The sequence below is a fragment of the Azotobacter chroococcum genome, from assembly GCF_004339665.1.
Taxonomy (GTDB): Bacteria; Pseudomonadota; Gammaproteobacteria; order Pseudomonadales; family Pseudomonadaceae; genus Azotobacter; species Azotobacter chroococcum.
Genome location: NZ_SMMU01000001.1, coordinates 139,276 through 151,604, shown reverse-complemented (window position 1 = coordinate 151,604; position 12,329 = coordinate 139,276). Strand labels below are relative to the sequence as shown.

Sequence of the window (12,329 nt, the reverse complement as noted above, 5' to 3'; positions counted from 1 at the left end):
TTTCGAGGATCTTTACCGTGGGGTGCGAATGCTTTGGCGCTTTTTGGTTGCTGGCTGGCCGTTGGCTCGCCAGCGCCTTGCGGCGTGCTCAGTAGATGTCCTTGGAGAGCAGGCTTAGGGGCGTCTTGATCAGGATCCTGATGTCCAGCCACAGCGACCAGTTGTTGATGTAGGCGAGGTCCAGCTCGACCCGCTGCTGCATCTTGTCCAGGGTTTCGGTCTCGCCCCGGCAGCCGCTGATCTGCGCCAGTCCGGTGATGCCGGGCTTGATGCGGTGGCGGGCCATGTAGGCGTCGATCTTGCCGGTGTAATAGTCGTTGTGCGCCACGGCGTGGGGGCGTGGGCCGACCAGCGACATGCGCCCCTGCAGCACGTTGAAGAACTGCGGCAGCTCGTCGATCGAGGTGCGGCGGATGAAGCGGCCGATCGGGGTGATGCGCGGGTCCTCGCGGGTCGCCTGTTTGACCTGCTCATCGGCGTGCAGGCGCATCGAGCGGAACTTGTAGACCTTGATGACCTGGCCGTTCCAGCCGTGGCGCTGCTGCTTGAAGAGGATCGGCCCCGGCGAGGAGCGCTTGACCAGGACGGCGATGACCAGCATCAGCGGACTGAAGGCGAGGATCGCCAGCAGGGCCAGGGTGCGGTCCATCACCGCCTTGCTGAAGGCGGCGGTCGGGTAGGCGGTCAGCGGGCTTTCGTTGAGGTGAAGGGCCGGCAGGCCGTCGATCTCGCCGACCGAGTGGTTGAGCAGCATCAGGCTGGCCAGGTCGGGTATCCACACCACGTCGACGCTGGCGTCGAGCAGGTCGATGTACAGGCCCTTGATCTGCTCGGCCTCGGCCAGCGGCAGGGCTATATAGAGACGGCGGATGTCGTGCTCGGCGATCAGCTCGCGCAGCTGGGTGGTGTCGCCGATGATCGGATGGAGGCTGTGGCCCGGCCGCGCGCCGCCGATCGGGGCGACCAGGCCGAGCAGCGGCTCGTTGTTGATTCTCAGCCGCTCGGCCAGGTCGAGGGCCAGTTCGCCGGTGCCGACGATCAGCGAGGTGCGTTCACCCTGCAGCCTGCGGTGGTAGCGGCGGGAAAGGCGATGCAGCGGCAGGAAGGTGCCGGCCTGCAGGGCGAGGCCCGCCAGGGCCCAGCTCAGGATGACCTCGCGGGAGAAGAGTTCGCTGGTCTTGGTGACGAAGGCGAGCAGCGTGAGGGCGGCGAGCAGCAGCAGCCAGCCGGCGCACAGGCGGGCGAGGCCGCTCAGGTAGCCGTGCCGCTTGTGGTAGACGCCGAGCAGCGAATAGATCGGCACCGAGGCCAGCACCGCAATGACCGCGAGGATCCGGTACGGGGTGTCGAGTTCGCCGTTCTTGAGCTGGGCGAGGCTGCACAGCAGCAGGGTGGCGAGGCTGGTGGCCACCAGCCATTGTCCCCAGAAGGTCAGGCCGCGGCCGCCGGGCAGGGCGAGGTCGGGTTGGCTGGCGATGTGGCGGGCACCGAGCGGGCGGCCGCCCGCGCCGGTGCTTCCCTGGGCGCGCCGGAGCGAGACGCTGGCCGTGGTGCGCGCATGGGGTTCGCCGGAGGCGGTCCTGTGGGGGTATGCCTTGCCGGTTGCGGGGGCTGCGGTGAAGTTGTCGGCTGTCATCCTGAAACCTGCCTTTTCTGGGTAGGGGCGTTCCGTCTGCGACGGAGTACTGCCGGTCTGCGAATCTGTGGGGGCTCTGCTACGCGGCCCGGGTCGGCTGGCTGGCGAGGCCGCCGCTCATGCGAAGTGGCTCTGGGCGATCTGCCAGGGGATATGCCTCACCAGGCGTTCGGCCCGGGCCTCGCCGACGAGGCGGGCGGCGTGCTCCAGGCCTTCGCCCAGCCGCGGCGGGCGGTGCCGCGGGTCGTGGGCGTCGCTGGCCAGGACGCTGACCAGATCCTGCTCCAGCAGGGCATGGGAAAACGCCTGGACGGCAGGACCGAAGCGTCCGGCAACGGAGTCCGCCGTGACCTGCAACAGGCAGCCCTGCAGCAGCAGGGGCTTGAGCTTGGCCGGGCTGCGCATCAGGGCCTTGTTGCGTTCGGGGTGGGCGATCATGGGCACGACCTTGCGCTCCAGCAGCCACTGGGTGAGGCGTTCGGCGGCGAAGGGAAATTCGCCGGGGGGAAACTCGAGGAGCAGGACCCGGTTGCCCTGCCATTCGCCGAGGAAAGGCAGGGTGCCGCGGCTGAAGCTGTCCATCACTTCCAGGCCGAAACGGACTTCGGCGGCCGCGCCCAGGCGCAGGGGGATGCCGGCCCGTTCCAGGGCCGCAGCCAGTCCGGCCCGCGCGGTTTCGATGCCGGCCGGGCTGTTGTCGTGGCGGCCGGGATGGATGTGCGGGGTGCAGACGACGTGGCTGATGCCGTCCTGCACGGCGAGGCGAGCCAGTTGCAGGGCGCTTTCCAGGTCCGTTGCGCCGTCGTCGAGGCCGGGCAGCAGGTGATTGTGCAGATCGATCATGGCGGTGGTCAGGGTATGGGCAAGTTGCGCTCCCGCGCGGAGGCGAGGGAGCGATCGGCAGGGGAAGAACGGTCGGCTCAGGCTTGCTGGTTCTTGCTGTAGCCGTAGTAGTCGTAGTAGCCGCCGTAGCTGTAGCCGTGTTGGTGCGCCTTCTGCACATCGACCTGGTTGAGCACCACGCCGGTGATCGGCGTGTTGCTCTGCAGCAGCTGGCCGATACCTTTCTGCGCCAGCGGGATCGGCGTGGCCTCGGACTTGATCACGTAGATCAGCGCGTTGGCCTGGGTGGCGAGGATGGTGGCATCGCTGACCGCCTGGGTCGGCGGCGAGTCGATGACGATGCGCTCGTACTTGCTCTTCAGCACCTCGATGACCTTGGCGAAGCGCGGCGAGGAAAGCAGTTCCAGCGGATTGGGCGGGACGGCGCCGGCAGCGATCATGTCGATGCCGTCCACGTGGCGGATGCATTCATCGAGCCGGGCGGTACCGGCGATCAGGTTGGCCAGACCGGGCGTGCCGAGCGGGAAGGCGAAGTTCTTCGCCAGAGTCGGGCGGCGCAGGTCGGCATCGATCAGCAGGATTCTCTCCATCTGGCCGAGGGCGAAGGCCAGGTTGCTGGCCACGGTGCTCTTGCCTTCATTGGGGATGGAGGAGGTGATGACCAGGACCCGGTGCGGCCGGTCCATGCCGGACAGGATCACCCCGGTGCGGATGGTGCGGATCGCTTCGGAGAAGGTTTTTTCCTCGTTGTCGCCGTACAGGTGGGCCAGCTGGCTGCGCTGCTTGTTCCTGATCAGCGGCAGGATGCCCAGTACCGGCATGTAGAGCTTGTTCTCGACGTCCTCGGTGGACTTGAAGGTGTTGTTCAGCGCATCCAGCAGCAGGGTGATGCCGATGCCGGCGAACAGGGCAAGCAGACCGGCCATGGCGACGATCAGGGATTTCTTCGGCTTGATCGGGATGCTCGGCACGGAAGCCATGTCGACCACGCGTGCGTTGGCGGTTTCCAGGTCGGCGGTGGCGGTGGTTTCCTTCAGACGGGTCCTGAAGGTTTCGTAGAGGGCGCGGTTGGCTTCCACTTCGCGCTGCAGTTCGCGCACCCTGAACTCCTTGCGCGAGATGTTCTGGATCTGCGCCTTGTTGGTCTCCACCGAGGCGCGCAGCGAGCCTTCGTTGGCGATGGCTATCTGGTAGTTGCGCTGGATGCCGGCGACCACCTGTTCCACCTGGCCGTGCAGGCTGGCGGAGGCGGCGGCGAGTTCGGTCTGGGCGGCCTCCATGGCCGGATGGCGGGGGCCGTAGCGCTTGGCCAGCTCCTCGACCTTGGCCCGTGCCTGGGCTTCGTTGGCCTTGAACTGCTGGATCAGCGGGTCGCCGAGGACCGCCGGAATGCTGGCCAGGTGTTCCCAGCCGGCGCCGCGGCTGGCCTGGACCTGACGATAGAGGCTTTCGGCCTCGGCGCGCTGGCGGCGGGCGTCGATCATGCGGTCGCTGGTGGCCGACAGTTCCGCGGCGCTGATGGTGGCCACGCCGCCCACGTCCACCAGGTTCTCCTTCTCGCGGAAGGCCTGCAGGCGCTCCTCGGCCTCCTTCAGCTCGTTGTGCAGTTCGCCGAGGCGGCTGTTCATCCAGGCAGTGGCGGTCGCGGACATTTTCATGGTCGCCTCCATCTGGCTCTCGATGAAGCCGGTGGCCAGGGCATTGGCGGCGCGGGCGGCCAGGCGGGCGTCGGCCATGTCGACCTGGACCCTGACCATCTGGCTCTTGCCCATCGGTTCGATGTTGATGCGTGCCATGAGGGCCCGGGTGACCTCGCTGAAGATCCGCAGTTCTGCCGACTCGGGGCTTTCTTCCTGGTCTTCCGGCTGGGGCCCGGGAGCGATCTTGCCGAGGGCAACGGCGAACAGGCCGCGGATGTCGAGCAGCGGCTCGGGCTGTTGGCGCGGATCGAACTCCGGATGGCTGGTCAGGCTGAGTTCCCGCACCACGCGTTCGGCCAGGGCGCGCGACTTGAGCAGCTCGAACTGGGTCTGCAGGTAGCCGCTGCCGCTGCCATCGAGGCCGTAGATCTGTTCGATGGAGACCACCTTGGCCTGTTTCTCCTCGATCATCAGGGTGGCGCCGGCCCGATAGACGGGGGTGATGCCCAGGACGGCGAATATCGCGACCGCCACGGCCACCACGACCAGCGAGAGAATGCTCCATTTGCGGCGCCAGAGGGTCCGCCAGAGTTGCTGCAGATCGGTTTCGTCGTCGTCGGCCTGGCTCCGGGCGAGCCAGGGCCGTGCGGGGATCTGGGCGTTCATGTCCATGCTTGAAAACTCTTGAAGATAGTGGGCAGGCCAGGAGCGGCTTGCGAGGTGCGTTCTGGCGGCTGCTGTCGCTTTCCCCGGCCGGGAAGCGGCCTAGAAGAACCCCTGATCGATGGTGATGCTGTCGCCGGGATGGACCGGGGTGTCCAGGCTGGCCTTTTCCGGGGTGCGGCTCGGGTCCTGCTCGCGGATGATGCTGATGCGTCCGGTCGAGGCCAGCTCGGTGAGGCCGCCGGACAGGGCGATCGCCCGGCGTAGGGTGAGGCCGGGCTGATAGGGGTAGCCGCCGGGCAGCTTGACCTCGCCGCTGATGTAAAACTCGCGGTATTTCAGGACGCTGACCGAGACGCGCGGGTCGATCAGGTAATCGCCCTTAAGTTTGGCCGTCAGCAGTTGTTCGAGTTCGGCGGCGGTCTTGCCCCTGGCCTGGACCTCGCCGATGAAGGGATAGGAGAAGGAGCCGGCGTCGGTCAGGCGGATTTCCTCGATGCTGAGGTCCTGTTCGCCGAACACGTTGATGCGGATGACATCGCCCGAGGCCAGCCGGTAGGTGGCGTTGCCTTCGGCCAGGGCCAGGCTGCCATTGAGCAGCAGAAAGCCCAGTATCGGATAGAGGAAGTGGCGGATGACCATAATGCTTGGTTTCTCTCGAGTTGTGCCGGCGCATGCCGCACGCGCCCGCGGTGGCGTGCGGCAGGCTGTCAGAGGCCGGCCGTGATGCTGAACAGGTAGATGTTGCGGTCGTAGCTTTCGCCCACGCGGCTGGAGTCGTTGCTGGCGTACTTGTAGCCGATGCCGACGTTCAGCCAGCGGCGCAGCTTATAGGTCAGGCCGAGCTCGAAGGCGTCGAAGTCGTCGTCGCGATCGTAGTCCTGGTACTCGCGTTCGCTGCGGGTGTAGCCGGTTTTGGAGGACAGGCGCGCGCTCCAGTCGTGCTTCCACTCCAGGGTGGTGCTGGTGCTCTTGACCGCGGAGGCGCCGATGCCCGACTCGTAGTTCTCGTCGATGGCCTGGCGGGTGGCCAGGCTGAAGGTCGAGCGGCTGCGCGGTTTCCAGTCGATGCCGACTTCCCACATGGAGGTCGACATGTCGTCGATGCCGGACTCCTCGAAGCGCTTCTTCTCGCCGCCGATCTTGACGGTGCCGGTGGTCTTGGCCGTGGCCTCCCAGGCCAGGCCGCCGAGCAGGGCGAGGTTCTCGCTGTTGCGCGCGTCGTAGGAGAGGTAGTTGTGGTCCGTGTAGCGGGCCTCCAGCAGGGCGCGGGTCTTCGGCGCTACCCGGACGTAGAAGACGCCGTTCAGGGTGGTCGACTCGCGCTCCAGATCGTCGTTGACGTGATTGCGGTTTTGGTAGCGCAGCTTCTCGTGCTTGACGCCCAGGTCGATCTGCCCGCGCGCCCCCCGGGCGCCGAAGCTGTACAGGGCGCCGGCGCTGATGATGCTGTACTTGTCGTTCTCGTCGTTCGAGGTGTTGTTCGGGCGGTCGTCGGCGTAGTTGTCCGAGTTCTCGGAGTCGATCTGCTCGATCCGCTGGTAGCCGGCATTCAGCTTCAGGCGATGGCGGACGTCGAACTGCAGGGCCGCCTCGGCCGTCAGGTAGTGGTCGGTGTTGTCGTCGTCATGGCTGGAATGAACGATCTCGCTGTCCGAGCGGTACTTCAGCTCGAAATGGCTTTTGTGGCCTTCCGCCTTCAGGGTGAACGTGGGGCTGACGGTGGTGATCCAGGAAGACTCCACGTGATCTTCGACGGCGCGAAAGTTGTCGTCATACCTTTCGTGGACTTGCAGGCTGGGCGTGAAACGCACGCCATCGGCCAGTTCGATGCTGGGCGATTCGACGGCCCAGGCGGTACAGACACTGGTCGCTGCCGAGATGGCGACCGCCAGTCCGTGGAAGTGATGTCTTTGGCTCATGGGGACCCTGTGGCCTTTCCTTGGTTGGTGCCGGGGAAGGAGATGCATGGCTTCGGGCGGAAAATGCACTGCTGCAATGCGGTTCGGTCGAGTGCTTCAGGTCGTTGCGGCCTCACCGCCTCCAGCGCTGCCCGGCGCGTCGCTGGTCGCGCTGGCTCGGCTCGGCAGCGGTACCGGCCGCGAGGGCCGGGCGCTGCGCGGGGAACAGGCTGGAAAGGGTTTGCATGTCGAACATCCTCGTTGAATGGCATGGACGGGCCTTCAGGCACGCTACCGCCCCAGGATTTGGCGTTCGATCCTGAGGACGTGGAAACACTGTTTTTCGTGCAGGCGAGAGCCTGCAGTGGCTCCCTAGAGAGGAGCTGCATCCGGATGCCACAAGGAAGAAGGGGGCTTGTTTCGGGGAGTCTGGGCTCATGGGCCTGTCGGGCAGGCTCTACTTCGAACTACGCGGTCCTTCGCTTTTCTTGAAGCTCCTAGCGCTTTTTATGCCGGTTTTTTGACGAATCTCTTTCTCTTGCGTCTTATGTGTCAAAAAACATGACGGAGCATAGGGATTTGCGAGGGGCTTTAAAGTTCCGTTGAAAAATCGAGTTTTTATGCTCTGGGCCCATTGTTTTTTTGCGGGAGCCTGGATTCTGGAGCTCGCTACGAGTGCCGTGGCTTTAATAAAAATTCAATAAAATCAAGTTGTTATTTGTGGTTTAGAGATGACTGGCCCTATAGGGGTGCGGCAAAATGACATCTGATGGCGCCGTTTGTCGGAAAATCGCATCCGGACGGATCGTCATGGCGAAGGGATGAATCTGGAGAGGGTGGTGGTCGGGCGGCATTGCTCCGGCTGCAGGGATGCCGGGCATGGGGGGCGAAAAGGCGGGGATGTGTCCGTGGCTGGCCACGGGGAGGGAGGGTCGGGTGGCCGTGGAGGCGACCCTGAACTGCCGGCTACCCCGCGTCCGGCTGCCGCTGGAAACGGGGGCGGAGGAGGGGCGCGTACCGAGGCCGGCATCCCGGAGGCGGCCGGCGATTCGCGATTCGGCCCGCATGCGTACCTGGCCTGCATCCATGCTTGCCGGGCAGAATCATTCGGTTATCGCATCGATGTCATCTCCCACGCCTCTTCCTGTGCTGATGAAGGTGGCCGAGGGGAACAGCTGGCTGATGAAGCGGTTCCAGCGAGTGATGCCCGCCGCACCGACGTAGACCACGTCCTGGGGCTCGATCTGGAAGTGCGCGGCCAGCACCATGGAGACCGGCGAGTCGGCATCCAGCTGGAAGATCTGAGCCGTGTCCCGTTCGGGATCCTGCACTCCGCGGATCACGTAGACGGCCTGTGGATCGGAGGTTTCCTGGCGCAGGCCCCTGACCGAGCCGATCACTTCGGTCAGGTTCATGTTGCGGCTCCTGAAGGATAGCGGTCCGGGCGAGTTGACCTCGCCCAGGACGAAGACCCGCCGGCTGTCGCTGCTGGGCAGGTGCAGCTGGTCGCCGTCCTTGAGGTAGATGCGGTCCAGCTCCGCGCCGCCGCGGTTGAGGGCGTCGAGGTCGAGGCGGTACTCCTGGCCGTCACGCTTGAAGATCAGTCTGGCAATGTCGGCTCCCCCACCTACGCCCGCCTGACCGACGGCCGCCGGCAGCGTCATGGGGACGGTGGTCAGGGGAAACGGGCCGGTGGTGCCGAAGGCGCCGGTGAGAATCACCCGGCGGCCGCCGAAGCGGATCACCGCGACGTCCACCTGCGGGCTTTCGATATAGCGGGCCAGCCGCTCGGCGATGCTGTTGCGCAGTTCCTCGATGGTCAGGCCGGCAGCCTCGATCTCGCCGATGTAGGGATAGAACAGCCGGCCGTCGGGGCGCACCGGGCGTCCGTTGGCGTCGGGTGTCTGCTGCGCGCCGGCCGGGGTGGTCAGTTCCGGGTGCTCCCAGACGGTGATGCTGAGCACGTCGCCGACTCCGATCACGTAGGGGCCGGGGGCGTAGCTGGTCAGTTCGGCAGGCAGTGTCTCGACGATGCGGGCCGCCTTCTGGGTCGCCACCAGCCTCGGGGTGATGGGCACCAGCTCGAAGCGGGGGCTGTCCGGCGGGCCTTTGTGCGGAAGGTCGGAAGTGTCGAGGTGCTGCCCGGGGGAGAACATGCAGCCCTGGAGGCCGACGGTAGCGGCCAGTATGACGGCGAGTGTGCGGTGCGCCGGCGAGCTGCCGGTATGCAGGACGGACAAGGCAAATCCCTCCATGGGCCGTGGTGCGCGGGGATGAAGACCTGTTTCGGATGATCGATGGGGAAATGTGGAACCGGGCGACCGGCACACGCGGATGCCACAACCGACCGGCCTGGTCGCTCCCGCTATGGGGGACTCCCGGTGTCCGTCGAGCCTTGGTGGCCGAGGGTTGCAGTGGCTGCCTCGCCGGCAATGGCCTGGCCGGGAAGGCTCGGCAACAGGCAGGGTGGGAGTGTTTTCATGCTTCAGGCTCCATCGCAGAAAAGGAGAGCCCTTCACACAACGTGGGCCATCAAAGGCTAGGTCGTGTCGCAGGTGGCTGCAAACTGGCCTGACAGTCGGACAGGCAGTTGCCACTGGGCTTGGCCGGTTATGGGCATCTGAAGTCGCCAGCCCGGGCCCGGTTTATGACCGCCGGCCGACTGCTGCCAGTGAATGTGATGAGTCTCATGAGGAGTCCGGGCATTCAAGCCACTTCGTCTTTCTGGCCAGTCTTGTTCGTCGTATTACCCGATATTATTTGTGGAGTTGCCGCTTCATGGTGCTTGGTTTGACTTTCAGGAAAGGCGGGCTGGTTGGGCGCCGAAGGTATTAACAGCTTTCTCATTGTCAGCAGCTCCGGGAAAATATGGGGCACAAATTTTCTTATTTTCCTGGAGGTCGGTCTTGTTCTCGAGTACAGGATGATCAGTTTTTTTCTCATGTCATAGGAGAGTTTACCTCCATAAATCACTCTGTATGTGAGCGACGCACGTCTCAGTATGGATTCGACGAATTGATTCAATGCCGCTCCTGTTTCGCTTTTTTCTTTTGTCAGGTCGAATTTTAGCAGTTCTTCGGCGACGACGAGGAATCCCTCTACATGCTTGTCATGTTTTCTTTGAGTCAAGATCGATTCTGGCCGGACACGCCGATTATAAAGCTTGTCGATGATGCAGGTGACTTTTATGTTGTCGTTCTCGAGCAGCAGCCTAGTCGTGAATAAGCTGTCCTCATGCACTATGCCTGGCTGGAATGTTATGTTGCTCAGCTTGTCTTTTCTGTAGATGTAGAGGCATGCCGAAACCTGGTATCTTCTGAGCGTTATCGATTGGGTGAAGAAAGAGTGTGCCGAGCAGGATTCGTTTTGCAGTACGGCAGCTCTTTCAGCCTTGAGTTGGCTCTCCAGAGCTTCGCTGATTCCGTCAAAGAATAGGGTCGTCGAAAAGAAGACTATATCCGTCTGGTGTTGTCTGAGGTGCCTCATGCAGGTGGATACGGTATGCTTCTCTATGAAGTCGTCGCTGTCCAGGAATAGAATGTATTCGCCGGTCGCCATTTCAAGGCCCGTGTTTCTGGCCGTCGACAATCCCTGGTTCGGAATGCTTTTGACAATCATGTTTTCGTGCTTGCTGCGGAACTCCTTAAGTATTGACAGGCTGCCATCGGTGGAGCCGTCATTGATGGCGATGATCTCTATGTTGTCGTAGTCTTGCTGGATGGCGGAGTTCAGGCATTCGGCAAGGTATTTTTCGACATTATAGACAGGTATGATTATGCTGACTTTTTCTGCGTTCATGGCGTTTTCTGGCGTTATAGAACAAGGGGTGAGGTTGGATTGTTTCGTGCGTATGTTGGCTAGCTATAAGGCCTGCCCGAGTTGTCCTCATCGGTGGCCTGTCATTTACGCCAGGCTGCCAGTCTTACTCCATTTCCGGAAAGCCAGCTCTTCAGTTTCTTTGGCGTTAGCCGTGAAGTGATCCATCCGAGGTATTTTTTTACTACGGAAGTCTGGGGTACTCCTAGAAGATGTCTATATTGTTTTGAGAGTTCCTGATATTCGATGGAAGGCTTCAGTCCAACGAAGTGGCATAGGCTCGGAGAAACTCTTCTTTCTTCTTTTATGAATTCGCAAGTTCCGGGTAGGGGAGTAAATCTATGATCCTTGGATCTTATGGTCGAAATCATCAGGCCGTTTCCGTTTTCATCCGTTATAGGGAATGGCACAAGGTTTTCACGGGCGAAGGCTATTCCGAAATACGGCTCATCAGGAAGACCGGTCCCTCGATGGATATGGCCTGTGAAGTTTCCGAGCTCGGTGACAGCCGATATCGCAGAGGCAAAGAATTTTTCTGAAATTTCATTTTTTTTGAAATAGAAAACACCGCTGTTCATCTTCAGGATTCTAGGGGTCTGCGCAATTTCACATATTTTTTCAATGCGCATTTTGTACCACTCTCCCGTGGAGAGATAGTTCCCAGGGGTTGTGACGTCATAGTTGTTCGAGAGTAGCTCCCAGTAGTGATCGATATCGTTCTTCAATAGCAGGCAGTCGGCGTCGACGAACATTGTTTCGGGGTAGATCGAGTGTTCATACATTTTCAGCTTGATCAGGGGGCCGCAGAAAAAAGAATCTGCAGAAATGATGGTTATCGTGTCGAACAGTTTTTTCAGGGTTTTCTTGGTGAGTGTCTTTGGATTGTCTGTCACTAGTTGTATGGGGCGACTTTTATCCCAGTACTTTATGGATGCTGCGCAGTTTATGGCCAGCTGCAGGTATTTGCTGTCGCCTATGGCGAACAATTGATAGCCTTGTTTTATATTGTTCATGATTTATGTTTTTAGGTTTCGAGTCCGTTTGTGATGTTCCGGTGCCGAAGAGCCTCGCCAGCAGGGTTTTGTTTTTCACATGGAACTAAGGATTGTTCGGTTTTCAACCTTGTGCTTGATCCGATGTACTTGATTGAGCTCGGTACTGAGTAGCTGTGGGGTAAGTGCCAGATAGGGGGCGGTTGCAGAAGCTGAGTGCAACACGGTTACTGGATTGAAGCAGGCACTTCATGCTGCTTCGCCATTACTTCCGTCAAGACTTCGATCGGGCATTTGAAGTCGAAGCGTTTGCGCGGCCGGATGCTCAGCTCATAGGCAATCGCATCCAAATGCTTCTGGCTGTAGACCGACAGGTCCGTGCCTTTGGGCAGGTACTGGCGGATCAGGCCGTTGATGTTCTCGTTACTGCCGCGCTGCCAGGGGCTGTGCGGATTGCAGAAATAGATCGCACATCAGCGCTTGACCAGGGAACATCAGGCGATCCTCGATCTCCGGCGGCCGCATGTGGATGCTGACCATGTCGGTGGGCTGGTTGCGCCGGCTCACCCCACCGGAGCGTGGCTTGCGGGTTGTCCTGCCAGCTCATTGCCAGGCAGCCGCTTTCTGTAGCGGCGGCAGACCAACATGAGCTGTTGAGCCTCATGGGTGAGGTAGTGCCCATGAGCTGTACGGTTGCACCGAATCTCGCGGTTGATGGTGGAAGGGCTGGTTCAGCAGGCGGGCAATCCTGCGCTGGCTGAGCTTTTTCAGTAAGCCGATCTAGATCGTGGTGCGTTCGGCAACGCTGAGTTCGTGATAAGACATGGTAACACCCTAC

General features: G+C 61.8%; 8 protein-coding genes and 1 pseudogene. All 9 read right to left on the bottom strand.

What is annotated here, in order from left to right; genetic code table 11:
- Window positions 1-88 precede the first annotated feature (88 nt).
- Window positions 89-1,636 carry an undecaprenyl-phosphate glucose phosphotransferase gene (locus EV691_RS00645; protein ID WP_131297960.1) on the bottom strand — a complete coding sequence of 516 codons (1,548 nt, stop codon included), beginning with the start codon at window positions 1,634-1,636 and terminating at the stop codon, window positions 89-91.
- 117 nt (window positions 1,637-1,753) lie between these two features.
- The gene (locus EV691_RS00640; RefSeq protein WP_131297962.1) at window positions 1,754-2,479 is read right to left on the bottom strand and encodes a tyrosine-protein phosphatase; all 726 of its coding nucleotides are present in this window, start codon (window positions 2,477-2,479) and stop codon (window positions 1,754-1,756) included.
- Between the two features lie 77 nt (window positions 2,480-2,556).
- Window positions 2,557-4,791 (bottom strand): GumC family protein, encoded by a 2,235-nt coding sequence (locus EV691_RS00635; RefSeq protein ID WP_131297964.1) that lies wholly within the window; start codon window positions 4,789-4,791, stop codon window positions 2,557-2,559.
- Between the two features lie 93 nt (window positions 4,792-4,884).
- On the bottom strand, window positions 4,885-5,424 hold the full coding sequence (locus EV691_RS00630) for a polysaccharide biosynthesis/export family protein (RefSeq protein WP_089168385.1): 540 nt from the start codon (window positions 5,422-5,424) through the stop codon (window positions 4,885-4,887).
- A 68-nt stretch (window positions 5,425-5,492) separates the two neighbouring features.
- Window positions 5,493-6,704 carry an outer membrane beta-barrel protein gene (locus tag EV691_RS00625; protein ID WP_165496532.1) on the bottom strand — a complete coding sequence of 404 codons (1,212 nt, stop codon included), beginning with the start codon at window positions 6,702-6,704 and terminating at the stop codon, window positions 5,493-5,495.
- Window positions 6,705-7,786: 1,082 nt separating this feature from the next.
- Window positions 7,787-8,938, bottom strand: a complete 1,152-nt coding sequence (locus EV691_RS00615; protein ID WP_131297966.1) for a polysaccharide biosynthesis/export family protein — start codon at window positions 8,936-8,938, stop codon at window positions 7,787-7,789.
- A 451-nt stretch (window positions 8,939-9,389) separates the two neighbouring features.
- Entirely contained in the window at window positions 9,390-10,481 is a 1,092-nt protein-coding gene (locus tag EV691_RS00610) for a glycosyltransferase family 2 protein (protein WP_131297968.1), read from the bottom strand.
- A 101-nt stretch (window positions 10,482-10,582) separates the two neighbouring features.
- Entirely contained in the window at window positions 10,583-11,512 is a 930-nt protein-coding gene (locus EV691_RS00605; protein ID WP_131297970.1) for a hypothetical protein, read from the bottom strand.
- 206 nt (window positions 11,513-11,718) lie between these two features.
- A pseudogene (locus EV691_RS00600) lies at window positions 11,719-12,271 on the bottom strand (IS30 family transposase).
- Between the last annotated feature and the right edge of the window lie 58 nt (window positions 12,272-12,329).